Annotated in this window: 28 protein-coding genes; 9 read left to right on the forward strand and 19 right to left on the reverse strand. The window is 54.5% G+C overall.

Features of this window, described 5'->3' with window-relative positions; translation table 11 throughout:
- The first annotated feature begins 69 nt into the window (after positions 1-69).
- Together OGV50_RS05235 and OGV50_RS05240 are read left to right on the forward strand one after the other, a co-directional pair.
- On the forward strand, positions 70-894 hold the full coding sequence (locus OGV50_RS05235) for an AraC family transcriptional regulator (protein WP_047459432.1): 825 nt from the start codon (positions 70-72) through the stop codon (positions 892-894).
- A 76-nt stretch (positions 895-970) separates the two neighbouring features.
- Positions 971-1,936 carry a DMT family transporter gene (locus OGV50_RS05240; protein WP_286488373.1) on the forward strand — a complete coding sequence of 322 codons (966 nt, stop codon included), beginning with the start codon at positions 971-973 and terminating at the stop codon, positions 1,934-1,936.
- A gap of 63 nt (positions 1,937-1,999) precedes the next feature.
- Here OGV50_RS05240 and OGV50_RS05245 read toward each other — a convergent pair whose 3' ends face one another.
- Positions 2,000-3,553, reverse strand: a complete 1,554-nt coding sequence (locus OGV50_RS05245) for a methyl-accepting chemotaxis protein (protein WP_286488372.1) — start codon at positions 3,551-3,553, stop codon at positions 2,000-2,002.
- A 244-nt stretch (positions 3,554-3,797) separates the two neighbouring features.
- Here OGV50_RS05245 and ytfE point away from each other — a divergent pair, with 244 nt between their 5' ends.
- Positions 3,798-4,460, forward strand: a complete 663-nt coding sequence (gene ytfE, locus OGV50_RS05250; RefSeq protein ID WP_012134400.1) for an iron-sulfur cluster repair protein YtfE — start codon at positions 3,798-3,800, stop codon at positions 4,458-4,460.
- A 79-nt stretch (positions 4,461-4,539) separates the two neighbouring features.
- Here ytfE and cycA read toward each other — a convergent pair whose 3' ends face one another.
- Positions 4,540-5,949, reverse strand: a complete 1,410-nt coding sequence (gene cycA, locus OGV50_RS05255; protein WP_012134401.1) for a D-serine/D-alanine/glycine transporter — start codon at positions 5,947-5,949, stop codon at positions 4,540-4,542.
- Positions 5,950-6,258: 309 nt separating this feature from the next.
- Entirely contained in the window at positions 6,259-6,879 is a 621-nt protein-coding gene (gene bamJ / locus OGV50_RS05260) for a BamJ family beta-barrel-assembly machinery protein (protein WP_024130787.1), read from the reverse strand.
- Positions 6,880-7,098: 219 nt separating this feature from the next.
- Between bamJ and OGV50_RS05265 the strand changes: the two genes are divergently transcribed.
- Complete coding sequence (locus OGV50_RS05265; protein WP_115615209.1) at positions 7,099-7,749, forward strand: OapA family protein; 651 nt, start codon at positions 7,099-7,101, stop codon at positions 7,747-7,749.
- Between the two features lie 88 nt (positions 7,750-7,837).
- Here OGV50_RS05265 and OGV50_RS05270 read toward each other — a convergent pair whose 3' ends face one another.
- The 5 genes from OGV50_RS05270 to rpsF all read right to left on the reverse strand — a co-directional run bounded on the left by OGV50_RS05270 (position 7,838) and on the right by rpsF (position 10,345).
- Positions 7,838-8,767, reverse strand: coding sequence for a DMT family transporter (locus OGV50_RS05270; RefSeq protein ID WP_012134404.1), 930 nt, complete (start codon positions 8,765-8,767; stop codon positions 7,838-7,840).
- Positions 8,768-8,905: 138 nt separating this feature from the next.
- A complete protein-coding gene (gene rplI / locus OGV50_RS05275; RefSeq protein ID WP_012134405.1) occupies positions 8,906-9,355 on the reverse strand; it encodes a 50S ribosomal protein L9 in 450 nt (149 codons plus the stop codon).
- A 41-nt stretch (positions 9,356-9,396) separates the two neighbouring features.
- The gene (gene rpsR, locus OGV50_RS05280) at positions 9,397-9,624 is read right to left on the reverse strand and encodes a 30S ribosomal protein S18 (protein ID WP_000135199.1); all 228 of its coding nucleotides are present in this window, start codon (positions 9,622-9,624) and stop codon (positions 9,397-9,399) included.
- 4 nt (positions 9,625-9,628) lie between these two features.
- Positions 9,629-9,943, reverse strand: coding sequence for a primosomal replication protein N (gene priB / locus OGV50_RS05285; protein ID WP_012134407.1), 315 nt, complete (start codon positions 9,941-9,943; stop codon positions 9,629-9,631).
- Between the two features lie 6 nt (positions 9,944-9,949).
- Positions 9,950-10,345 carry a 30S ribosomal protein S6 gene (gene rpsF, locus OGV50_RS05290; protein ID WP_012134408.1) on the reverse strand — a complete coding sequence of 132 codons (396 nt, stop codon included), beginning with the start codon at positions 10,343-10,345 and terminating at the stop codon, positions 9,950-9,952.
- A 333-nt stretch (positions 10,346-10,678) separates the two neighbouring features.
- On the opposite strand from rpsF, the gene yjfY reads away from it, so the two are divergent.
- A complete protein-coding gene (gene yjfY / locus OGV50_RS05295) occupies positions 10,679-10,954 on the forward strand; it encodes a DUF1471 family protein YjfY (protein ID WP_024130788.1) in 276 nt (91 codons plus the stop codon).
- A 135-nt stretch (positions 10,955-11,089) separates the two neighbouring features.
- Here yjfY and OGV50_RS05300 read toward each other — a convergent pair whose 3' ends face one another.
- Genes OGV50_RS05300 through ulaA form a run of 6 tightly spaced genes read right to left on the reverse strand, consistent with a single transcriptional unit; the run spans position 11,090 to position 15,499 of the window.
- Positions 11,090-11,776, reverse strand: coding sequence for an L-ribulose-5-phosphate 4-epimerase (locus OGV50_RS05300; RefSeq protein ID WP_012134412.1), 687 nt, complete (start codon positions 11,774-11,776; stop codon positions 11,090-11,092).
- Entirely contained in the window at positions 11,776-12,630 is an 855-nt protein-coding gene (locus tag OGV50_RS05305) for an L-ribulose-5-phosphate 3-epimerase (RefSeq protein ID WP_012134413.1), read from the reverse strand. Before OGV50_RS05305 ends, OGV50_RS05300 begins: the two co-directional genes overlap by 1 nt.
- Positions 12,631-12,639: 9 nt before the next feature.
- Entirely contained in the window at positions 12,640-13,290 is a 651-nt protein-coding gene (ulaD, locus tag OGV50_RS05310; protein WP_024130789.1) for a 3-keto-L-gulonate-6-phosphate decarboxylase UlaD, read from the reverse strand.
- Between the two features lie 13 nt (positions 13,291-13,303).
- Entirely contained in the window at positions 13,304-13,771 is a 468-nt protein-coding gene (gene ulaC, locus OGV50_RS05315; RefSeq protein ID WP_012134416.1) for a PTS ascorbate transporter subunit IIA, read from the reverse strand.
- 9 nt (positions 13,772-13,780) lie between these two features.
- Positions 13,781-14,086, reverse strand: coding sequence for a PTS ascorbate transporter subunit IIB (gene ulaB, locus OGV50_RS05320; RefSeq protein ID WP_024130790.1), 306 nt, complete (start codon positions 14,084-14,086; stop codon positions 13,781-13,783).
- A 15-nt stretch (positions 14,087-14,101) separates the two neighbouring features.
- Positions 14,102-15,499, reverse strand: coding sequence for a PTS ascorbate transporter subunit IIC (gene ulaA / locus OGV50_RS05325; RefSeq protein WP_012134419.1), 1,398 nt, complete (start codon positions 15,497-15,499; stop codon positions 14,102-14,104).
- Between the two features lie 363 nt (positions 15,500-15,862).
- Here ulaA and ulaG point away from each other — a divergent pair, with 363 nt between their 5' ends.
- A complete protein-coding gene (gene ulaG / locus OGV50_RS05330; protein WP_024130791.1) occupies positions 15,863-16,927 on the forward strand; it encodes an L-ascorbate 6-phosphate lactonase in 1,065 nt (354 codons plus the stop codon).
- A gap of 106 nt (positions 16,928-17,033) precedes the next feature.
- The gene (gene ulaR, locus OGV50_RS05335) at positions 17,034-17,789 is read left to right on the forward strand and encodes an HTH-type transcriptional regulator UlaR (protein WP_012134422.1); all 756 of its coding nucleotides are present in this window, start codon (positions 17,034-17,036) and stop codon (positions 17,787-17,789) included.
- Here the strand turns inward: ulaR and yjfP are convergent.
- Entirely contained in the window at positions 17,786-18,535 is a 750-nt protein-coding gene (gene yjfP, locus OGV50_RS05340; RefSeq protein WP_200091219.1) for an esterase, read from the reverse strand. The two genes, ulaR and yjfP, sit on opposite strands and share 4 nt — an antisense overlap.
- Positions 18,536-18,713: 178 nt before the next feature.
- Here yjfP and bsmA point away from each other — a divergent pair, with 178 nt between their 5' ends.
- Entirely contained in the window at positions 18,714-19,043 is a 330-nt protein-coding gene (gene bsmA / locus OGV50_RS05345; RefSeq protein ID WP_012134424.1) for a biofilm peroxide resistance protein BsmA, read from the forward strand.
- A gap of 130 nt (positions 19,044-19,173) precedes the next feature.
- A complete protein-coding gene (gene yjfN, locus OGV50_RS05350) occupies positions 19,174-19,449 on the forward strand; it encodes a DUF1471 family protease activator YjfN (protein ID WP_012134425.1) in 276 nt (91 codons plus the stop codon).
- 85 nt (positions 19,450-19,534) lie between these two features.
- Here the strand turns inward: yjfN and OGV50_RS05355 are convergent, their stop codons facing one another.
- The 4 genes from OGV50_RS05355 to nsrR form a co-directional block, all read right to left on the reverse strand.
- Positions 19,535-21,157: an isovaleryl-CoA dehydrogenase gene (locus OGV50_RS05355; protein WP_200091212.1), complete on the reverse strand. Its 1,623-nt coding sequence runs from the start codon at positions 21,155-21,157 to the stop codon at positions 19,535-19,537.
- A gap of 117 nt (positions 21,158-21,274) precedes the next feature.
- Complete coding sequence (gene rlmB / locus OGV50_RS05360; protein WP_012134428.1) at positions 21,275-22,006, reverse strand: 23S rRNA (guanosine(2251)-2'-O)-methyltransferase RlmB; 732 nt, start codon at positions 22,004-22,006, stop codon at positions 21,275-21,277.
- A gap of 93 nt (positions 22,007-22,099) precedes the next feature.
- A complete protein-coding gene (gene rnr / locus OGV50_RS05365) occupies positions 22,100-24,532 on the reverse strand; it encodes a ribonuclease R (RefSeq protein ID WP_200091190.1) in 2,433 nt (810 codons plus the stop codon).
- A gap of 38 nt (positions 24,533-24,570) precedes the next feature.
- Positions 24,571-24,996, reverse strand: coding sequence for a nitric oxide-sensing transcriptional repressor NsrR (nsrR, locus tag OGV50_RS05370; protein ID WP_024130794.1), 426 nt, complete (start codon positions 24,994-24,996; stop codon positions 24,571-24,573).
- Positions 24,997-25,101 lie beyond the last annotated feature (105 nt).

The raw sequence follows: 25,101 nt of genomic DNA on the forward strand, positions 1-25,101 counted from the left end.
GGTTAATTGTTGTGGCATCCCTGCTGGCCATCTCTGATAATGAACAGATGGCTTTCAGGGAGAGACAACGTGCAAGGCGTACCCGAACAGTTTAGCGATGAGAAAGACAGCGCCCGCTTTCGCCATCTGGCGCAGGTGCCGGGGGTTGAGCTGTATCATGCGCATATCTCGCGTTACGCTTTCGAGCCTCACACCCACGAAGCCTTCGGTATCGGCGCGATTGAAGCCGGCGCCGAACGCTTTCGCTATCGCGGCACGCAGTACGTTGCCCCCGTTCACTCCGTTGTCACCATGAATCCCGATGAGCTGCATACCGGCGAAGCGGAAACCGCCGACGGCTGGCGCTATCGGATGATTTATCTCGATCCCGATCTGCTGGAAGAGGTGACCGGGGTTCGTCACTGGTGGTTTCATGAGGTCACGCGCCACGATCCGCTGCGCTCACGCCAGATCTGCACGCTGATCCACGGCCTGTGGCATACCGACGATCCGCTGGCGCAAAAAGGGCTGCTGCTCGATCTGATCGACACCTTCCAGCCGCTGGCGCGCCATGCGCCGGAAGTGCGGGAAGGCGGGCATCGCTTTGAGCGCGTGCGGGACTACCTGCACGACAACTACATGCATCCGGTCACGCTTGACGAACTGGCGCGGGTCGCCTCATTAAGCCCCTGGCATTTTCAGCGTCAGTTCAAGGCTCATTTCCACGTTACGCCGCACCAAATGCTGATGGCGATCCGTCTGTGGCGGGCAAAGGCGTTTCTCACACTCGGGATGCCCGCAGCGGATGTGGCGGCCGCCACCGGGCTAACCGATCAATCTCATCTCACGCGCGCCTTTACCCATCGCTACGGCATTACGCCAGTGCGTTATCAAAAACAGGTTTATCCGCGCTAATGCGCAATCTCATACAATACTGGCGCATTTCTCCTGCCTACACTTTTCGCAATGTGAAACGATGTGGATATCAACGATGATTAGCGGCGTGTTGTATGCCCTGCTGGCAGGGTTAATGTGGGGACTGATTTTTGTCGGACCGTTGATCGTACCGGAGTATCCGGCGGTATTGCAGTCGATGGGGCGCTATCTGGCGCTGGGGTTAATTGCTGTGCCCCTGGCGTGGCTGGGGCGTGCGCGCCTGCGCCAGTTGACGCGCAAAGACTGGATAACCGCACTCGCGCTGACGATGATGGGCAATCTGATCTATTACGCCTGCCTGGCGAGCGCTATCCAGCGCACGGGAGCCCCTGTTTCTACCATGATCATCGGCACGTTGCCGGTGGTGATCCCGGTGTTTGCCAACCTGCTCTACAGCCAGCGAGATGGTAAGTTATCCTGGCGGCGTCTGGCGCCTGCGCTGGCGCTCATCGGCGTTGGCCTGCTGTGCGTCAATATTGCGGAGCTGAATCAGGGGCTGCCGGAGTTTAGCGGCTGGCGCTACGGTTCAGGTATCGCGCTGGCGCTGGTTTCCGTTGTGTGCTGGGCATGGTACGCGTTGCGTAATGCCCGCTGGCTGCGGGAAAACCCGGATAAACATCCGATGATGTGGGCAACAGCACAGGCGCTAGTGACACTTCCCGTTTCGCTGCTGGGTTATGCCGCGGCCTGCATCTGGTTGGGTAAGCAGATGCCCGACTTTCCTCTCCCCTTTGGCCCCCGGCCGGATGTCTTTGTCGCCCTGATGGTCACCATTGCCGTGCTCTGTTCATGGGTGGGGGCGCTATGCTGGAACGTCGCCAGTCAGAAGCTGCCGACGGTGATTCTGGGGCCCTTGATCGTGTTCGAAACGCTGGCTGGCCTGTTGTACACCTTTATACTGCGCGAGGAATTTCCACCGCTGCTGACGGTAAGCGGCATTGCGCTGCTGATTGTTGGGGTGGTGATAGCCGTCAGAGCCAGGCCGCAGAAACCCGGCGTCGTCGTGGTTTCACAGTCATAATGTGCCGGATGGCGCTGCGCTAATCCGGCCTACAAGATATTATCCTGTAGGCCGGAGCAGAGGTTAAACTTTAAACACCGCTACCGTCTGGGTCAGACGCGCCGCCTGCTCTTCAAGCGCAACGGCGGCAGTCGCCGACTCTTCCACCAGCGCGGCGTTCTGCTGCGTCACGCGATCCATCTCCGCCACCGCCAGGCCAACCTGGTCAATGCCGCGACTTTGTTCATCAGATGCAGAGGCAATCTCCCCCATGATGTCGGTCACACGCGTTACCGCACTGACAATTTCCACCATCGTTTCCCCCGCTTCATGCACCAGCGCGGAACCCGCGCTGACCCGATTACCGGAGTCATCAATCAGCGTTTTGATCTCTTTCGCCGCCTGCGCGCTACGCTGCGCCAGCGTGCGCACCTCGCCAGCGACCACCGCGAAGCCACGGCCCTGTTCGCCCGCGCGAGCGGCTTCCACCGCCGCGTTCAGCGCCAGGATATTGGTCTGGAATGCGATACCGTCGATAACGCTGGTGATCTGCGCGATTTTGCTGGAGCTGGTGGCAATTTCATCCATCGTGCGCACAACGCCGTCCACTACGTTGCCGCCCTTTTGCGCCGTCTCAGAGGCATTTTTCGCCAGGCTGGACGCCTGGCGCGCGTTGTCGGCGTTCTGTCTCACGGTTGCGGTGAGTTGTTCCATACTGGCGGCAGTCTCTTCCAGCGATGCGGCCTGCTGTTCAGTACGCGAAGAGAGATCGCTACTGCCTGTCGCAATTTCACCCGCACCGGTATAGATCGTGTCAGCGCCTTCACGTACCACGCTGACCGTGTTCGCCAGCGCCTGCTGCATCTCATGTACGTTATGCGCCAGCAGCGCCATTTCATTACTGCCTTCGGTATGGATATTGCGCGTCAGGTCGCCTGCCGCAATATGGCGGATATGTTCCATAACATCATGCAACGGTTTAAGTAAGACACGCTGCATTGCCAGCCAGCTAATCACAATCACCGCGACAACCGCCAGCATAACGACCGCCAGAATCCACAGAATGCGCTGGTAGTCCTGTTCATTTTGTTGAATACCCGCGTTCGTCAGTTCGGCCTGCGCGGCACGCCATTCCAGGTACACATCCTGCATCGCCGTCTGTTTTTGTTCCGCATTCTGTTTGAACATCTCTTCCAGTTGTCCTGCGGCAAGGAAGGTATTCATTTTCGCCAGCGTCGCGGAGTAGATGCCGTACTGCTCTTCCAGACGGTCGGCCAGGTGTTCATCCAGCCCCGGCGTTTCTGGCAGCGCGTAATATTTATCGTAATGACGCTGCGCATCAGCCAGCAGGGCATTCGCCGTCTTCACCAGTTCATTTAGCTGACCGCCGTTGATCTCATTGGCCATGCTGCTTTGCAGGCGCAACATACCGCGGTTAAGCGTGACGCGCGCCTGGTTCAGGCTGATCCAGGCATCGGTAAACTCCGCGACGTTCTGGCTGGAACGCTGCGATACGGTAAAATTTTGCTTATCGTTATTGAGCGCGCTGATAAAAACGCCCGCCGAAATAAGCTGCATCGCGCCGAGGGCGAGTAACACGATAATCAGTAAGGTTATCACTTTGATTCGTTTGAACATTTGTTGCCTTTTATTATGCAGGTATTGTCAGAGGTCTAACTATCGGCAGTGCCGCCGGCATATTTAATTTTGTCCGGCGGCTTGCCGCGCGTATTCCTGCCCTTTTCAATAAGATTCAGCACGTTAAGGCATAAAATTTTTTTGTGATGGTCATCACATTTTATTCTGACCCGAAAGGGTTATATCTTCGGCTTAAAGATGCATTTAAAATACATCTTATATTATTGAGAATGAGGTAACGGCTATGTCTTTTCGCGATCAACCTTTAGGTGAACTGGCGCTCTCTATTCCTCGCGCCTCGGCGCTGTTTCGTAAGTACGATATGGATTACTGTTGCGGTGGTAAGCAGACGCTCGCGCGCGCTGCTGCACGTAAAGAGCTGGATGTAGAAGCCATTGAAGCAGAACTGGCACAGTTGGCTGAACAACCGATTGAGAAGGACTGGCGTACCGCGCCGTTGGCCGAAATTATCGACCACATTATCGTGCGCTACCACGACAGACACCGCGAGCAACTGCCGGAGCTGATCCTGCAAGCCACCAAAGTGGAACGCGTTCACGCAGACAAACCCAGCGTACCGAAAGGTCTGGCGAAATACCTGACTATGCTGCATCAGGAACTTTCCAGCCACATGATGAAAGAGGAGCAGATCCTGTTCCCGATGATCAAACAAGGCATGGGAAGCCAGGCAATGGGCCCGATTAGCGTCATGGAAAGCGAACACGATGACGCTGGCGAATTGCTGGAAGTGATCAAACACACCACCAACAACGTCACGCCGCCGCCAGAAGCCTGCACCACCTGGAAAGCGATGTACAACGGCATTAATGAAATGATTGACGATCTGATGGAACACATCAGTCTGGAAAACAACGTCTTGTTCCCGCGCGCACTGGCCGGGGAATGATGTGTTGCCGGATGGCGCTAACGCTTATCCGGCCTACAATCCGTAGGCCCGGTAAGCTTTGCGCCACCGGGCATCAAGATTAACGCACTCCTGCCATACGTTTCTTACCGATAAACAGCCAGCCCAGCCCCAGCGCAATAAACCACAGCGGCGTGACGATCAGCGCCTGACGGGTATCATCTTCCAGCGTCAGCAGTACCAGCACAAAGACGAAGAACGCCATACACACCCAGCACATCAGCTTACCAAGCGGCATCTTATAGATGGACTTCTCATGCAGGTGCGGACGCTGCTTACGGTACACCAGGTACGAGCAGAGAATGATGGTCCAGACAAACATGAACAGAATAGCCGACACCGTCGTGATCATGGTGAACGCGCCAATCACGCTCGGATTGATGTACAGCATCACCACGCCGCCCAGCAGACAGATACAGGAGAAGGTCAGCCCTTTCGCCGGCACCGCGCGCTTAGACAATTTAGCGAACGCTTTCGGCGCCACGCCCTCTTGCGCCAGACCAAACAGCATACGGCTGGTAGAAAACACGCCGCTGTTGGCGGAAGAGGCCGCAGACGTCAGCACCACGAAGTTAATCAGGCTGGCGGCGGCCGGCAGTCCTACCAGTACAAACAGCTCAACAAACGGGCTTTTGGTTGGTACTACCGAGCTCCACGGCGTGACCGACATAATGATGATCAGCGCAAAAACGTAGAACATGATGATACGAATCGGGATTGAGTTAATCGCGCGCGGTAGGGATTTCTCCGGGTCTTTGGTCTCTGCGGCGGTGGTGCCCACCAGCTCAATCCCCACGAACGCGAATACCGCTATCTGGAAGCCCGCAAAGAAGCCGCTGATCCCTTTCGGGAACCAGCCGCCATCATTCCACAGATGAGTAAACGACGCTTCAACCCCGGTCGGTGATTTGAAGTGCATCATAACCATCACCAGACCGACGACGATCAGCGCCACGATAGCGACAATCTTGATCATCGCAAACCAGAACTCCATCTCGCCGAACATTTTCACGGTCGCAAGGTTAAGGCTCAGCAGCAGAACAACGACCGCCAGCGAGGCGACCCAGTCGGAAAGGCCGGGGAACCAAAACTGCGCATAGGCGGTAATCGCAACGACGTCCGCCATCCCGGTGACCACCCAGCAGAACCAGTAAGTCCAGCCGGTGAAATATCCCGCCCACGGCCCGAGCAGGTCGGAAGCGAAATCACTGAAGGATTTATATTCCAGATTCGAGAGCAGCAATTCACCCATTGCCCGCATGACGAAAAAGAGCATAAAACCGATGATCATATAAACGAAAATGATCGACGGCCCGGCGAGGCTGATCGTTTTACCAGAGCCCATAAATAAGCCGGTGCCGATGGCGCCGCCAATCGCAATAAGCTGAATATGACGGTTTGTGAGATTGCGCCGTAGCGACTGTTCAGCCGGTGCCTGTTCGTCGGCAACGACTTTTACCTGATCTACCATGTTTTTTCTTCCTGTACCTGTCTGTGTTGTGCAGGCTCTGCGGCCTTTAGTGCGTCATATGATACGACGATCCTGTTATCAGGACTCATCGATATTAGGTAAGAATCGGCGGGATGAATACTAAGATTTAGATATAATGTTAATTATATGTTTAAAGTGAGTGTCATATCACTCTGGCAACGCGAATTAGCTCACAAAAATACACGCAATAGCTACATTTGCAAGATAAAATATCGACATCTGGCTAACTTACGGTTTTCTTGCATATTTTCTGTTCCCCCCAACAAAGAGGGGAACAGAAGTCACTGCTTACAGGATTTCCAGCAGTTCTACGTCAAACACCAGAGTGCTGAACGGAGGAATGGACGCGCCCGCGCCACGCTCGCCGTAGGCCAGTTCCTGAGGGATAGTCAGTTCCCATTTGGAACCAACCGGCATCAGGGTCAGCGCTTCAATCCAGCCTGGGATCACGCCGTTCACCGGGAATTCAGCCGGTTCACCGCGCGCAACGGAGCTGTCAAATACGGTGCCGTCGATCAGTTTGCCGGTGTAGTGTACACGTACACGGTCAGTACGCGCCGGAATCGCACCTTCACCCTGGGTGATCACACGGAATTGCAGACCGGATTCGGTGCTGTTCACACCCTCTTTCTCACGGTTTTCTTCCAGATATTTGACGCCATCTGCCGCCATTGCCTGGAAGCGTTCGCGACGTACGGCATCCGCACGTTCGTGGATTTCACGCAGCGCGCGATGCACCACATCAACAGGCACTGCCGGGTGTTTGCCTTCCAGCGCATCAGCGATACCTGCCACCAGCGCTTCAGGCAACAGACCTTCCAGACCGGATTCGCTCAGCTGCTGCCCTACCTGTAAACCAATGCCGTAGCTTGCTTGCGCTTCGATAGTGTCAAAAGTCGGGGTTGCCATCATATTTCCTTTCATCGGAGGTAAAGTAGCGGGCAGCATAACAGCCACGTCTCTTCCGGTAAAACTTTGTCTCGGGAAGAGATGACAAATCGCGGGGAAAAAGAAACAATAAGAATAACCCATGCTGATGTCACGAAAGCGGGTATAACTACGAACATCATAGCGTTAGGCATCTATACTCTATGATTGAGGAACGAGACGCGGAGCAGGAGGAAAGCCATGCCCGGGCGCTTTGAACTAAAACCAACCCTGGCGAAAATCTGGCATGCACCGGACAATTTTCGCATCATGGACCCGCTGCCGCCTATGCATCGCCGTGGCATTATTATTGCCGCTATCATGCTGGTGGTCGGTTTTCTGCTTCCCTCGAATGATACCCGCGATACGCCCGTCGTCACGCGTAATGTCCAGACAGATATCCAGTCACAGTCGCAACCGCCGACGGAAGCCGAACTTCAGGCGCAACTGGTCGCCCCGCAAAACGATCCGGGACAGGTCGCCCCCGTGGCGCCGGAACCCATCCAGGAAGGCCAACCGGAAGAACCGCCGCAGACGCAGCAATCCCAGCCGCAAACACAGCCTTTCCAGCAGAACGGGGGAATTGACCAGCAGTGGCGTTCCTATCGCGTGGAGTCAGGTAAAACGCTGGCGCAGTTGTTCCGTGACCACGGCCTGCCGCCAACGGACGTTTACGCGATGGCGCAGGTTGAAGGCGCAGGCAAGCCGCTGAGCAATCTGAAAGATGGCCAGATGGTGCAGATCCGCCAGAATGCGAATGGCGTGGTGACAGGATTGACCATCGATACCGGTAATGACCAACAGGTTCTGTTTACCCGTCAGCCAAACGGCAGCTTTATTCGCGCCCGTTAAGCGCGCAAATTGCCGGATGGCGGCATCGCCTTATCCGGCCTACGGCACCCGCGATTGCAGGCCTGATAAGCGGTAGCGCCATCAGGCGTTACCGCTTCACCTTGTTCACCCACCAGATCCCCGAACACACCAGCACCAACGCAACCGCATATTTCAATTCAAAAATATTTTCGCCGAGGAAAATCGCCGACAGCACCGCACCGGAAACCGGAATCAGGAAGTTAAACGGCGCAATCATCCCGACGCGGTTGTACTTGAGCAAAATACTCCACAGCGCAAAAGCAACAGACGAGAGCAGCGTCAGATAGCCCAGAATCGCCACAGAAGAGAGGCCGTGCACGGAGAGCGAGCCGCCGAAGGCATAGCCGCCAATCACCAGCGCCAGGCCGCCGATGCCAAGCTGATAGCCCGTCATCACCGTTGGGTCAACCGTCTGCGAAATACGTTTACCGTAAAGGGTCGCGGCAGAAAGAATAAAAGCAGCCAGCACCACGGAGCCATCACCCAACAGGCTAAAGCTGAAATCCATCAGCCCGCTGTTGAAGTTCACCACCATCACCCCGGCAAAGCCAAGAATACAGCCGAGGGTTTTGTTGTAGCTCAGTTTGTCGTTCTGGTAGATGAAGTGCGCCAGCAGCACGCTAAAAAAAGTGCCTGTGGCATTCATGATCGATCCTTTCACGCCCGTGGTGAACGCCAGACCGATATAGAAAAAGATATATTGCAGCGAGGTTTGCGTCAGCCCCAGCAGGGTCAATTGACCAAACTGGCGCGGGCTTAAGCGGCCGATCGGTTTACGCTGCGCCATCGCCAGCAACAGCAGCAATAACCCCGCGAACAAGAAACGGTATCCGGCAAAGACAATTTTTGACGGGATATCATCTGTCGCAATCTGAAAGATCTCGTACCCGCTTTTTATCGCCGGGTAGGCGCTTCCCCATAACAGACAACAAAATGCCGCCCCCAGATAGACAACGTTTTTACGCGCGAACAGGGGTTGCTGGTGGGTTATCTCCATTCCATCACCACTTTGAAATAATGTTTTATTTTTTATTATCCCGAAAAGGGTAAAGAATAGCCAGTGCGAAAAACAGGGGGGCAGAAAAGCAAAACGCCAGCACAAGGCCGGCGTTTTTACGCGATAGAAGAATAAAACTTATTCAGCTACTACGTTTACAGTCAGTTTAGCGAATACTTCGCTGTGAACCTGGAAGTTCACTTCGTGCTCACCAGTGGTACGCAGAACGCCGTTCGGCAGACGAACTTCGCTCTTAGCCACTTCAACGCCTGCTGCTGTTACAGCGTCAGCGATGTCGCGAGTACCGATGGAACCGAACAGTTTACCTTCGTCGCCAGCTTTGGACGCGATGGTTACGGTTTCCAGGGCGTTGATTTTCTCTGCGCGTGCATTTGCAGCAGCCAGAACGTCAGCCAGTTTAGCTTCCAGTTCAGCGCGACGTGCTTCGAAGAATTCAACGTTTTTCTTGGTAGCAGGAACAGCTTTACCCTGTGGTACCAGGAAGTTACGAGCATAGCCCGCTTTAACGTTAACCTGATCACCCAGGCTACCCAGGTTTGCTACTTTATCAAGCAGAATAACTTGCATTACCTTATCCTCTCAAAGTCGTATTAATGGACCGTGGCCGATTACTGATGACGATCAGTGTACGGCAGCAGGGACAGGTAGCGAGCGCGTTTGATAGCGCGAGCCAGCTGACGCTGGTATTTTGCACGGGTACCGGTGATACGGCTTGGGACAATCTTACCGCTTTCGGTGATGTAGTTTTTCAGCGTAGCGATATCTTTATAGTCGATCTCTTGAACGCCTTCCGCGGTGAAACGGCAGAACTTGCGACGACGGAAATAACGTGCCATATGGCTAGTCTCCAGAATCTATCAATTCAATCTGCTCGGCATGCAGAACCATTTTGCTCAGACCGTTCTTTGCCTTGTGGCAAGAGATGAACCCCTGAACGGTTATGCGGCTGCCGACCGTTATACTGTGAGTAATGGCCTGGTTTTCGTGTCCGCTAACAATAACGGGCATTTGACACCACGCCTGCCGGTGAAACCCGGCTTCCTCCTGCACAGAACGATGCTCAAGCACGAACTGGCAGTGCGGAATTCCTGATGGACTGACCTTTCGAAGGGGCATCCTGCACACGGTGCCGGACAACGCCAGACGGTTGGTCATCAGAAATTACTCTTCAGAATCCCCAGCATCTGCATCATCTGCGGTTTCGTTTGCGAAATCATCGCGACGCTCACGGCGCTCGTCTTTCGCTTTAACCATCGGAGATGCTTCGGTAACAGCGTGCTTAGTACGCATTACCATGCTACGGATAACGGCATCGTTGAAGCGGAAGTTAGTTTCCAGCTCATCGATCACTTCCTGCGGCGCTTCAACGTTCAGCAGAACGTAGTGAGCTTTGTGCAGTTTGTTGATCGGGTAAGCCAGCTGACGGCGGCCCCAGTCTTCCAGACGGTGGATCTTGCCTTCTGCACCAGTGATTGCACCAGTGTAGCGCTCGATCATGCCCGGAACCTGTTCGCTCTGGTCAGGATGGACCATAAAAACGATTTCGTAATGACGCATCGAATTGCTCCTTACGGATTATTCAGCCTCCTGTCTGGGTCAGCCGAATCCCGGGGAGGCAAGGAACGTGTTAAAGGTCGGCTGAAAAATGACGCGTCATAATACTTGCGCCCATGAGGAAACACAAGTTGATTGCGCAAAAATTCACACGAAGCGCAAAGACAGGTTAACCATGTGATTTAAAATTAATCACATGGCATCGCGCCAATTTTTTGAACAACTGCATCAGAAATGGTCGCTATCGACTTCGCTGGTAGCGATTAAAATTAAATCAGAAGCAATTCACTTACAGGAGATATTGCTAACCAGACACAGCAGTCGAGGAGGTACAGTATGCGAGCGCGTGTTATGACCCTTCTGGCTGCGCTTTTGCTCAGTGCAAACGCGATGGCAGCCATCAAAATCGATAATCACCAGGCACGAAATATGGATGATGTGCAGAGCTTAGGCGTGATTTATATAAACCATAACTTCGCCACTGAAAGTGAAGCAGATCAGGCATTGAATGAAGAGACAGATGCGCGAGGCGCAACGTACTACCACGCCATCCTGACCCGGGAACCGGGAAGTAACGGCAACATGCGCGCCAGCGCGGATATTTATCGCTAGCACCAGGAAAAACCAACGAGAACATTGCCATAGTTTGACTTGCCCCCTTCACCGGGGGCTTTTTTTACGGCAAAAGCGGCCCCGGAATCAGGCCGGTAACATCCCGAAGGAAGTAATGATTCCAGGGCACGTGTCTTACTTTTGTCCGTAATAGGCGTCAGGCCCATGCTTACGCATAAAATGTTTATTCATTAAATAATCGTCGATCGGGCTGAGCGCCGGATTGATACCGCGAGCAATCCATGCCATCCGCGCGACCTCTTCCATCACCACCGCATTATGCACGGCGTCATGCGCATCTTTGCCCCAGGCAAACGGCCCGTGCTGATACACCACGACGCCAGGCGTATGCAGCGGCTGACCGTCACCCAGCGTTTCGATAATCACATGGCCGGTGTTCAGCTCATATTCACCCTGCACTTCTTCTTCGGTTAACGCCCTGGTACAGGGGATATCGCCAAAGAAGTAGTCCGCATGGGTCGTGCCCAGCGCCGGGATCGCCAGCCCTGCCTGCGCCCACGCCGTGGCATGCGTAGAGTGCGTGTGCACGATGCCGCCCAGCGAAGGGTAACGACGGTACAGCGCCAGATGCGTGGCGGTATCGGAAGAAGGCCGCCACTGCCCTTCCACCACATTGCCCTGGAGATCCACCACCACCATATCGTCCGCTTTCATGGTTTCATAAGCCACCCCGCTAGGCTTAATGACCACCAGCCCGCGCTCCCTGTCGATCGCGCTGACGTTGCCCCAGGTGAAAGTCACCAGGCCATAACGCGGCAAATCCATATTGGCTTCAAAAACGTGCTGCCTGAGTTTTTGCATTATGCTGTCTCCACCAGACCGGCGCTGGCCATACGCGCTTTCACCCAATCACGCGCTTTCGCCACCTCACGCGCCGGATCGTCCGACGTTTCACTCCACATCTCAATCAGGTATGGCCCGCAATACCCACTCTGCTTGAGCGTGGCGAAACAGCGTTCAAAATCGACGACACCTTCACCAAACGGCACGTTCTTGAACACGCCTGGCTTCGTATCTTTGACATGAACCGCGACGATATGCCCCATTCCAGCCTGCAACTCCATCTGCACATCGTTATCCCAGGCTGACAGGTTGCCGATATCAGGATAAAGCTGGAACCACGGGTTATTAAGATAGTGCGCATAACCCAACGCTTTGCTGATGGAGTTCATCAGAGGGTAATCCATGATCTCCATCGCCAGCGTGACCTGAGCACGGCTTGCCATCTCGACGCTCTCTTTCAGCCCATCACGAAAACGACGGCGCGTTTCATTGTTGGCCTCCTGATAGTACACGTCGTAACCCGCAAGCTGGATGACGCGAATACCGATGTCCTGCGCAAACTGAATGGCTTTACGCATGATCTCCAGCCCTTGCGCACGTACAGCATCATCTTCGCTGCCCAACGGAAAGCGACGATGCGCGCTCAGGCACATGGACGGCACCCGCACGCCGGTCTCAGCGATAGCGCTCACCAGCGCCAGGCGCTGCTCACGGTTCCAGTCGAGGCGCGCCAGGCGGGCATCGGTTTCATCGACAGACATTTCAACGAAATCGAAGCCCAGTTCTTTCGCCAGCCGCAGGCGATCCAACCAGCACTCCCCGGCGGGGAGCGCTTTTTCGTAGATGCCAAGCGGAGTCTGTTTAGACAGCATATCCGCTCCTTATCCCCACAACTGGGCGATAGAACGTTTAAACTGACGCGCGGCTTCAACCGGAGAGGCGGCGTCGCGAATGCTGCGACCGGCAATAAAGACATGGATTGGAATGCCCTTAAACAGCGGCAGGTCTTCCAGCGCCAGGCCGCCGGTCACGGTCACTTTAAAGCCCATATCAGAGAGACGTTTGATCGCGCTGATATCCGCTTCGCCCCAGGCCACGCCAGCGGCCTGTGCATCACGGCTACGGTGATAAACCACCTGCTGAATCCCCGCATCGCGCCACTCCTGCGCCTGCTCCCAGGTCCAGTAGCCGGTCAGTTCAATCTGCACATCGCCGTTAAACTCTTGCGCCACTTCCAGCGCGCCTTTGGCGGTGTTGATATCCGCGCAGCAGATAACCGTCACCCAATCCGCGTTGGCTTCAAAGCACATACGAGAGAGAATTTTCCCCGCGTCCGCAATTTTGGCGTCAGCCAGCACGATCTTATGCGGATAAAGCGCTTTCAGATCGCGTACCGCACGTACGCCTTCACCCACGCACAGGATGGTGCCAACTTCGATAATATCGACTTCTTCCGCGATCAGGCGGGTCGTTTCGTAAGCGTGGGACAGCGTCTGGTTATCCAGCGCAACTTGCAACATAGGTAATGACATTTCTATTCCTTACTTAAACTGCCGCCGCAGTGGCGTTATCAATTAAATCCAGCACATCCTGCTCGGTACGGCAGGCGCGTAAACGGTCAAAGTTGGCTTCATCTTCAAACAGGTTGACGATTTGCATGATGCCGTCTTCCTGATGCGCGCGGGCATCCACTGCCGCCAGCGTGATGAGGATATCGACCGGGTCATTATCTTCGTGATTGAAGACCATCGGCGTTTTCAGCGTCACCAGCGCGAAGCCGGTTTTTTTGACACCCTCTTCCGGGCGGCCATGCGGCATCGCCAGGCCTGGCGCAATCACAAAATACGGACCAAAACGCTCTACGCCATCAAGAATGGCCTGGTAGTAACGCGGCTCCACAACATCCGCTTCCACCAGCAGGTCTACGCCGATTTTCACCGCCTCCTGCCAGGTGCTCGCTTCTGCATTCAGGCGAATGGACTTATTCTCCGCCAGCGAATCACGTAATTTCATGCTGCGTCCTTATTTCAGGTCGTTCGGAAAGTGCTCTTTGATCACTTCCATCAGTTTCGGACCAAAATCAGCGGCGGAAAGCATATTGCGCACGCCCACCACATATTTATTACCGGAGACGGTGATTTCGCTGGCGACGTGCGTCGAGGCAATAATGATGTCCGCGCCGTTCAGCTCACTTTTGTACTCACCCACCGCGCAGCTATTTACCGTGTGCGCAACGCCCTGCTGCGTCAGAAACTGGTCAACTTTCATTTTCATGATCATTGAACTGCCTTGCCCACAACCACAAACAGCCAGAATACGTACGGTCATAATCGGAACTCCTTATTAAGCAGAGTGTTCTGCCAGTTGTTTTTCTGCATCTTCTTCAGCGCGCAATGTGCGCCCTGCGAAGAACATATAAGCCAGTGAAATCAGTATCATGACGCTCATAAACATCAGCCCGATGCTGACGAAGCCTTGCATCATCGGAGGCGCCAGAATCGACCAGTCCGCCATTCCCATCCAGGCGCTCATACCGGTCAGTTTCACCGCCCAGACGCAGCCAAAGATTTCGATCATGCCCATAACCAGGCAAATCTTGAGCGCCGCGCGCCAGCCGCCAAAGTGGTTAGCGAACACGCCAATCGTGGCGTTAGAGAAGAACATTGGGATAAAGCCAGGGATGATCAGAATGGAGGAGCCGCAACCTACCAGAATACCAACGGCGATCAGCTGACCAATCGTGCCCCACATAAAGCCCCAGACCACCGCGTTCGGCGCGAAGCTATAAATCGCCGCACAGTCAATCGCCAGCACAGCACCGGGGATCAGACGCTGAGAGATACCGTTAAATGCTTCGGACAGTTCGGCGACAAACATGCGCACGCCCTGCGTGATGATGAAAATAGCGACAGCGAACTGGAAGCCGGTTTGCAGGATATAGATAGACCAGTGCGTTTTACCCGCCATCGCCTGAACCACATCCAGGCCAAAAGAGAGCAGGATCGCGCCGAAGAAGATGGTCATGACAATTGCCGTGGAGACGATATTGTCGTGGAAGATATTCAGCCAGCCGGGCAGTTTGAGATCTTCAACGCTCTCTTCTTTTTTACCAAGATATGGCGCGACTTTATACGCCAGCCATGCGGCAAACTGTTGCTGGTGACCAATGGAGAAACCACAGCCGTCTGTGACTTCCTGCGTCGGCTTATACATCATATTGGAGGTGATCCCCCAATACAGGGACACCAGAACCGCCGTGCAGATAATGGTGGTCCACATCGGATAACCGAAGATGTAGAAGAACACCGCGATCAGCCCTGCCTGCTGGAACATGATATGCCCGGTAAGCATGATGGTGCGAATCCCGGTAATCCGGCGCAACAACACGTAGCCGATATTCAATGCCAGCGCTAACAGCACGGCATACCCGACCCAACTGTAGGCGTCGCCCATGCGCTCGATCGTCGCCATCATGGAGGCGTAAGTATCAGAAATCGCGCCGTTGATGCCATACACCTCAGACATCTTCGCCACGACGGGCTTAAAGGTACTGGTCAGGATGCCGGACCCTGCCTGTAATAACATGAAACCAATAATGGTTTTTATCGTACCTTTGATAATAACGCTGACACTTTTGCGTAGGAGGATATAGCCCAGACAGGTGACAATACCCAGTAGCAGCGGAGCATTGGTCATAACCTGGTTAAAGAAAACGGTAAAGATGTTGTAGAGGATCTCCATAACGATCTCCAGTAGACGAAGTTGCTGAGCTCTGCGTACGCTCAGGTTGTTGTGTCACCACTCTAATTTTCAAAAGTAATCACAACAAGATTGAATTTGATTAATTGTGACGCACCACGCAAATAATTCCCACACTTCAGAAAAGGATTAACCCGACGTTAACCAGCCATCAATAAAACTCATTTTAATCAAATAGATATATTTAATTTCAATAGTTATACGCCCTTCATTACGTTCTCCTTTACTTCCAGACCGCCCTTCACAAGCAAAAATATGCCGTTGCCATCTTGAAAAAATAATGTCAGGATTAATCAAAACCAATCACACACTGATTCAATTTGAACAAACATGAAGGTAAATGCGATGAGTAAAGTGAAAAGTATCACGCGTGAATCATGGATCCTGAGCACCTTTCCTGAGTGGGGAAGCTGGCTGAATGAAGAGATCGAACAGGAACAGGTCGCGCCCGGCACATTTGCTATGTGGTGGCTCGGTTGCACCGGCATCTGGCTGAAATCAGAAGGCGGCACCAACGTATGCGTTGATTTCTGGTGCGGCACCGGCAAACAAAGCCACGGCAATCCGTTGATGAAAACGGGCCATCAGATGCAGCGCATGGCAGGGGTGAAGAAATTGCAGCCGAACCTGCGCACCACGCCGTTTGTTCTCGATCCTTTCGCGATTCGCCAGATCGATGCCGTGCTGGCCACTCACGATCATAACGATCATATCGACGTCAACGTCGCCGCAGCGGTGATGCAAAACTGCGCTGACGATGTGCCTTTCATCGGGCCGCAAACCTGCGTTGACCTGTGGATTGGCTGGGGCGTGCCGAAAGAGCGCTGCATCGTGGTCAAACCGGGCGATGTTGTGAAAGTGAAAGACATCGAAATTCATGCGCTTGATGCGTTTGATCGTACTGCGCTCATCACGCTTCCGGCCGATCAAAAGGCGGCGGGCGTACTGCCGGACGGCATGGATGCGCGCGCGGTGAACTACCTGTTCAAAACGCCGGGCGGTACGCTGTATCACAGCGGCGACTCTCACTACTCCAACTACTATGCGAAGCACGGCAATGAGCATCAGATCGACGTGGCGCTCGGCTCCTATGGCGAGAACCCGCGTGGCATCACCGACAAGATGACCAGCGCCGACATGCTGCGTATGGCGGAAGCGCTGAACACGAAAGTTGTGATTCCGTTCCACCATGATATCTGGTCGAACTTCCAGGCCGATCCGCAGGAAATTCGCGTTCTGTGGGAAATGAAAAAAGATCGCCTGAAGTATGGCTTCAAGCCGTTTATCTGGCAGGTTGGCGGTAAGTTCACCTGGCCACTGGATAAAGACAACTTTGAATATCACTACCCGCGTGGTTTTGATGACTGCTTCACGATGGAACCGGATTTACCGTTCAAATCCTTCCTGTAATTGTTCTCCGATGCCGGGTTTTCCCGGCATTTTTCTATATTTACTTTAGTATTTTCAGGCTATTTCAAATATCATCTTTTAAAATCAATTCGTATCGGAATAGCTCATGACTGAAGCACAAAGACATCAAATATTGCTGGATATGCTGGCGCAATTGGGCTTTGTTACCGTCGAGAATGTGATCGAACGTCTGGGGATCTCACCGGCCACGGCGCGTCGGGATATCAACAAGCTCGATGAGAGCGGAAAGCTCAAAAAAGTGCGTAATGGCGCCGAAGCAATCGCTCAGCAACGTCCGCGCTGGACGCCGATGAATCTGCATCAGGCGCAGAACCACGATGAAAAAGTGCGCATTGCTAAAGCGGCAGCGCAACTGGTGAATCCTGGGGAAAGCGTGGTGATCAACTGTGGATCGACCGCCTTTCTGCTGGGCAGAGAAATATGCGGTAAGCCGGTGCAGATCATCACCAACTATCTCCCGCTGGCGAACTATCTGATCGATCAGGAACATGAAAGCGTGATCATCATGGGAGGTCAGTACAACAAGAGCCAGTCCATCACGCTTAGCCCCCAGGGCAGCGAAAACAGCCTGTATGCCGGGCACTGGATGTTTACCAGCGGCAAAGGCCTGACCGCAGACGGACTGTATAAAACCGATATGCTCACCGCTATGGCCGAGCAGAAAATGCTCAGCGTAGTCGGAAAGCTGGTGGTGCTGGTGGATAGCAGCAAGATCGGCGAGCGCGCAGGCATGTTGTTCAGCCGCGCCGATCAAATCGACACGCTGATTACGGGCAAAAATGCTAACCCTGACATTCTGCAACAGCTTGAAGCGCAAGGCGTTAGCATTCTGCGCGTTTAAAGATGCTGGCGGAAAAACGACACCGTTGCCGCCAGCGCCTCTGGCGTAATACGGTGGCGTACGCCTGCTTCCCACAGACAGGTCAGGTTCTGATCCCTGTTCGCCTGAATCAGCGCCTGTTGTAAGCGGAACGTTTCCACCGCAGGGACGACGTCATCTTCCTGTCCATGCCATAGCAGCAGCGGCCGGTCGGCCAGTTTTGGCAACTGATGCGCCACCTCCCACTCAGCCAGGGGAGCAATAATGTCGTCAAATTCTCGCTGTTGCTCAGGCGTCTCAGGAATTAATGGCGGAAAAAGCGTATGCGCCAGTCGGGTGAAATAACCCGACCCCATCAGGCTGGCGACGCATTTTACCTCCGGGTGGCGGGCCATGATCCCCAGCGCCGTCATACCGCCCATTGATGCGCCCCCCACGGCCAGACGTTCTTCCAGCACCCAGTTTTCCTGTTGAACTGCCGCACGTAACGCAGCGAATTCCTGCATGTTTTGCCGCAGAATCTGCCAGAATTGGGCCATTCGCCCCTGCGTATCACCGCTAAACCGCGCGCCATGCTCGGGCGCATCCGGCATGATAACCCGGAACCCGGCCTGCGCCAGGGCAACCGCAAAGTAGCTATAGACCAGGCTGGAAGAGGTAAAACCGTGGTAAAAAATAATACATGGAAGGGGCGTGTCACATTTACCGTCAGGAAACGCGTGGAGTATGGAATGTCCTGCCAGGTACCGTGTTTCTATTTTTATCATATATCCCCCTTTCTCTGATATGCCACGGAGAAATACATAACTCAAGTTAATGAGTACGGCAATGATTCATAATGTTGAGAAGTGGATTACGCTTTCACTCTATTTTCATTCGAAAATCGCGTGAGAGATAACAATTTGGGAACATTCCCCCTAAAGGAAATTAATAAGGCACTACACTATGGCTATCAGTAAACGAGATAGAGTTATGCGACGGTTCGCCCCATTGATGCTGGTACTGTTTTTAAGCGCCTGTAGCGTATTGCAAGGGACGCCGCAACCAGCACCGCCAGTCGCTGACCATCCTCAGGAAATTCGCCGTGACCAGACACAAGGGTTGCAGCGCCTGGGAACGGTAAGCTCAATGGTTCGGGGTTCTCCTGACGATGCTGTGGCAGAGATCAGAGCGAAAGCCGCCGCCGCTAAAGCAGATTATTACGTTATTTTGTTGGTTGATGAAACCATCGTAACAGGCCAATGGTATTCGCAAGCCATCCTGTATCGTAAATAGCGGAAGGTTGAAATTTAGTCAGCTTTACATTGCTTTGCGCCTCTATGCGTTTACCTGTGCACAATGAAATCATGGGATGACCGCAATGGAATGCCCTGTTGAATGCGGGGTCACGTAAAAGGAGCTGACGATGAAACGATCTCTTGCCTTATCCTCACTGCTGCTTTCTGCCGGCCTGGTGAGTACGACGGCGCAGTCTGCCGAATTCGCCAGCGCGGACTGCGTAACGGGCCTGAATGAAATTGGTCTGATATCCGTGAGTAATATTTCGGGAAATCAGCAGGATGTGGAACGTATCATTGCGTTAAAAGCCGATGAGCAGGGCGCTTCGTGGTATCGGATTATCCAGATGTACGAAGAACAGCAGCCCGATAACTGGCGCGTACAAGCCATACTTTATGCGTAACAGATTGCCTGATGGCGTAAACTTATCTGGCCTGCACCGATCGCAGGCATGATAAGACGCGCCCGCGCCGCCATCAGGCAAATCGTTATCGCAATCCCCCCGTTGCCCGCAGCAACAGATCATTTTGCACCTGTTCAGACAGGCGTAACACGCCGCGCGTGTCCAGCATCATTTGGCACCAGGCCTGTGCCAACGGCGGAGAAGCATAGCGCAGCATTTGCGCCCCGCAACCGAGCAGGAACAGCTGCTGCGTTATCTCCCGTCCCTGCGCTTCATCGGGTTTGCGCAAGCGCTGTTGCAGCTGACGTACCGCCCGATCATAATGCCGATCCTGCCCTTTGACCTCCGCAAAAGCCTCGCTGAGCAACTCATAGACGCCGGTCTGTTTACTCAGCACCCGCAGCACGTCCAGACACATGACGTTTCCCGACCCTTCCCAGATGCTGTTGACCGGCATCTCACGATACAGGCGCGGCAGCTCGCTCTCCTCGCAATAGCCAACGCCACCGAGCACTTCCATCGCCTCGGCAACAAAGGGGATGCCGCTTTTGCAAATAGCAAACTTCGCGGCTGGCGTGAACAAACGCGCCCGGAGCGCTTCTTTCGGGTCGCCACGACGATCCCACGCACGAGCCAGACGAAACAGCAGCGCCGTCTGGCCTTCAAGCTGGAGCGCCATACGACTTAAAACCTGCCGCATCATGGGCTGATCAATCAAAGACTTGCCGAACACCTGCCGCTGATGCGCGTGGTAAATCGCCACGGAAAACGCCCGGCGCATCATACTATGACTGCCCAACGCGCAATCAAAGCGGGTCATCCCTCCCATCTTCAGTATGTGACGAATCCCCTCGCCTTCCTCACCCAGTAGCCAGCCTACCGCATCCTGAAACTCAACCTCGCAACTGGCATTAGAGCGGTTGCCCAGTTTGTCTTTCAGTCGCTCAAGGCGAACGCCGTTTCGCTGCCCGTCAGGCAAAAAACGCGGGACAAAAAAGCAGGATAATCCGCCTTTCGTCTGCGCCAGCACCAGGTGCGCGTCGCTTTGCGGCACGGAGAAAAACCATTTGTGCCCCACCAGGCGCCAGGCGCCGTCGTCCAGTCGCTCTGTCCGGGTGGTGTTACTCAGCACATCGGAGCCGCCCTGCTTTTCCGTCATGCCCATGCCAATCAGCAGGCCGCGTTTTTGCCCTCCGGGCAGGAGGTGTGAATCATAGCGATCGCTGCGTAACGGCGTTAACCAGTCGTGGAAGGGGGATGGCAGCATCTGTAGCAGCAGCGGCGTGGCGGCAAAAGTCATCGTGACTGGACACAACGTACCCGCTTCCACCTGCGCATGCAGCATAAAACGCGCAGCCCGCGCGACAAATGCCCCCTGTCTGGCGTTCTCTTCCCAGGCCAGGTTATGCACACGGTTAGCGCACAGGCCCTGCATCAGCAGATGCCAGGCGGGATGAAAACGGACATCGTCCAGCCGCTGCCCTTGTGGATCGTAACGTAGCAGTTCAGGTGGAAAGGCGTTCGCCAGCCGCCCCAGCTCCAGCGACTCCGCAGTGCCCAGTTGTTGACCGATGCTGGCGAGAAGATCGCTGTCCCAGCCCGCGCCTTCACGGGCGACCGCCTCGCAAAGCGCGCCATCAGACAGGAATAAATTGCTGTTGTTGAGCGGTGCCGGTTGGTTAAAAACGGTATGCGTTTGCCAGTGCATTGTGTTTCCCTCCGTCAATGGCAGTCGCATTAAGTATGGTCAGCCTGCGGGGGACACGCCTGGGATAACGGTCACAAAAAAGCCATCCCGAGGGATGGCTTCATCAGTCAAAAGCGCTTAGCTGCGCTGTCGCACCGCTTCAAACAGGCAGATCCCGGTCGCGACGGAGACGTTCAGCGACGACACGCTGCCCGCCATCGGAATGCTGATCAGCTCATCACAGTGCTCGCGGGTCAGACGACGCATCCCTTCGCCTTCAGCGCCCATCACCAGCGCCATCCGGCCGGTCATTTTGCTCTGGAACAGCGTATGGTCAGCTTCGCCCGCCGTACCGACAATCCAGATATTCTCTTCCTGCAACAGACGCATGGTACGCGCCAGGTTGGTCACACGGATCAGCGGCACGCTTTCGGCTGCGCCGCAGGCCACCTTTTTCGCCGTTGCGTTAAGCTGTGCAGAACGATCTTTCGGCACAATGACCGCATGTACGCCAGCGGCGTCTGCGCTACGCAGACAGGCGCCGAGGTTATGCGGATCGGTCACGCCGTCGAGGATCAGCAGGAAGGGATTGTCGAACTTCGCGATCAGATCAGGAAGATCGTTTTCCTGATACTGGCGTCCCGGCTTCACGCGCGCAATGATCCCCTGATGTACCGCACCCTCGCTTTTTTCATCAAGATACTGGCGGTTCGCCAGTTGGATCACCACGCCCTGCGCTTCCAGCGCATGGATCAGCGGCAGCAGGCGTTTATCTTCCCGCCCTTTCAGAATAAAGACGTCCTGAAAGCGCTCTGGCGCACGTTCCAGCAGAGCCTGCACCGCGTGGATGCCGTAAATCATTTCACTCATTGATGGTTCTCATTGATCAATTTTGCCGGGCGGCGCGATGCCTGCCCGGTCTACAGTACAAACGCCCTCTCCACGCAGGGGGAGAGGGGGAAATTACTCAGCTGACTTTTTCTTCGCCGCGCGCTTCGCTTTTGTCGCGGCAGCGATTTTCTGCGTCTTTGCCGATGGATTTTTGGCTTTCTTCTCTTTCTTCGCCTTACCTTTCGCTTTCTCGCCGCGGAAGGCGCTATCCGGTTCGAAATTCACCTTTTTGCCCACCTGACGACGCTTACCGGCATTTTTAGCCGTTTCGCCTCTTTTCGCTTTCTCACGCGCGGTTTTACCGACGTTGCGCGGGGCGCGTTCGCTGGAGATCAGGCTAAAGTCAATTTTACGCTCATCCATATTGACCGCTTCGACGCGGACTTCCACGCGGTCGCCCAGACGGTAGGTCTGGCCGCTGGATTCCCCCATCAGACGCTGCCCTACCTGATCGAAACGGTAGTAATCGTTGTCCAGCGAAGAGACGTGTACCAGACCATCAATAAACAGCTCATCCAGACGAACAAAGAAGCCGAACCCGGTTACGCTGGAAATCACCCCTTTAAAGACGTTCCCCACCTGATCCAGCATGAAGTCACACTTCAGCCAGTCAGAGACGTCGCGCGTGGCTTCGTCAGCACGGCGCTCGGTCATAGAACAGTGCTGGCCCAGTTGCAGCATCTCTTCCATCGAATAGTGGTAGCCGCCCGTTTCCGTCGTATTGCCCTTATGCCCTTGCTCATGCGCCAGCAGATACTTAATGGCGCGGTGCAGCGACAGGTCAGGATAACGGCGGATCGGTGAGGTAAAGTGCGCGTAAGACTGCAATGCCAGACCAAAGTGGCCACGGTTTTCTGGATCGTAAATTGCCTGTTTCATTGAGCGCAGCAGCATGGTTTGCAGCATTTCCGCGTCAGGCCTGTCGGCAATCGACTCCAGCAGTTCCGCATAATCACGCGGTTCCGGCTTATTGCCGCCCGGCAATTCCAGCCCCAGCTCCGCCAGAACGGAACGGAAGGAGGTTATCGCCTCGGTGCTCGGCTTGTCGTGGATACGGAACAGCGCAGGCTCTTTGGCTTTCTCAACGAATCGCGCCGCCGAGATATTCGCCAGAATCATGCATTCTTCGATCAGCTTGTGCGCGTCATTACGCTGCGTCTGCTCGATACGTTCAATGCGACGTTCAGCATTGAAGATAAACTTCGCTTCTTCGCTTTCAAATGAGATGCCGCCACGCTCTTCGCGGGCGTTATCCAGCACTTTGTAGAGGTTATGCAGCTCTTCGATGTGCCTGACCAGCGGCGCATACTGCTCGCGCAGGTCCTGGTCGCCCTGTAGCATATGCCAGACTTTGGTATACGTCAGGCGCGCATGAGAACTCATCACCGCTTCGTAGAATTTATAGCCGGTTAAACGCCCTTTTGATGAAACGGTCATTTCGCAGACCATACACAGGCGGTCAAGCTGCGGGTTCAGCGAGCACAGGCCATTGGAGAGCACTTCCGGCAGCATCGGCACAACCTGCGACGGGAAATAGACCGACGTCCCACGGTTGCGCGCTTCGCGATCCAGCGGCGTTGGCGGACGCACGTAATAACTTACGTCAGCGATAGCCACCCACAGGCGCCAGCCGCCACCGCGTTTCTTCTCGCAGTAAACCGCATCGTCAAAGTCACGGGCGTCTTCGCCATCAATCGTCACCAGCGGTAAGTCGCGCAGATCCACGCGGCCTGCTTTCGCCTCTTCCGGCACTTCTTCTTTCAGGCCGGCGATCTGCTGTTCTACCGCCTGCGGCCAGATATAAGGAATTTCATGGGTGCGCAGCGCCATATCGACAGCCATGCCAGTGCCCATGTTATCGCCGAGAACCTCAACGATTTTACCGACCGCTTTAGTGCGGCGGGTCGGGCGCTGGGTGAGTTCCACCACCACCACAAAGCCCATGCGCGCGCCCATCACCTCTTCAGGCGGGATCAGGATGTCGAAGCTCAGACGGCTATCGTCCGGCACCACAAAGCCCACGCCCGCATCGGTAAAGTAACGACCGACAATCTGGCTGGTTTTCGGCACCAGAACGCGCACGATACGCGCTTCGCGGCGGCCTTTACGATCGGCCCCCAGCGGCTGCGCCAGTACCTGATCGCCATGAATGCAGGTTTTCATCTGCTCACTGGAGAGATACAGGTCATCTTTACGTCCTTCGACACGCAAAAAGCCGTAGCCATCACGGTGGCCGATAACGGTACCTTTCAGCAGGTCGAGGCGTTCCGGCAGCGCATAGCACTGGCGGCGGGTAAAGACCAGCTGTCCGTCGCGTTCCATCGCGCGCAGACGGCGGCGCAGGGCTTCCTGCTGCTCTTCACCTTCAATGTTCAGTTCCGCAGCCAACTCATCACGGTTGGCTGGTTTTTCACGTTTTGTTAAATGTTCGAGGATAAATTCCCGGCTCGGGATAGGGTTAGCGTATTTTTCAGCTTCACGTTCCAGGAAAGGATCTTGTGACATGGCGGTTCCTCCGTTGTCAGCTCTGATGAAGATTTTCGTCACTCCACCAGCAATAATTTATAAAGCGGTTGATTCTCTTCAACCAAATCGGCAAGCGTGTAGTTATCCAGTTCCTTGAGAAAACTTTGCACGGCCTTCGAAAGTGCCTGCTTGAGTCGGCAGGCAGGAGTAATGTGGCAAAATTCGCTGCTGCAATTTACCAGAGATAAAGGTTCCAGCTCACGAACCACATCACCGATAACAATAACATTAGCCGGTTTACCCAGGCGGATACCGCCATTTTTTCCTCGAATAGCAGTAACGAAGCCCGCCCGGCTAAGTTGATTGATTATTTTGACCATATGATTACGGGACACGCCGTAGACTTCTGTCACCTCAGAAATACTGGTCATACGTCCTTCGGGTAGCGACGCCATATAGATTAGCGCACGTAATCCGTAATCGGTGAAACTCGTTAACTGCACATCAACCTCAGGAAAAGGGGAAAACGGGATAAACCAGGTTGTATTAATTACATTGATGATAAACCAGCCACCAGCCAGGTCGCTAATTTATTTCAGTTCGGGAAG

Origin of the sequence: Citrobacter sp. CK180, from assembly GCF_030333655.1 — a bacterium.
Lineage (GTDB): Bacteria > Pseudomonadota > Gammaproteobacteria > Enterobacterales > Enterobacteriaceae > Citrobacter_B > Citrobacter_B koseri.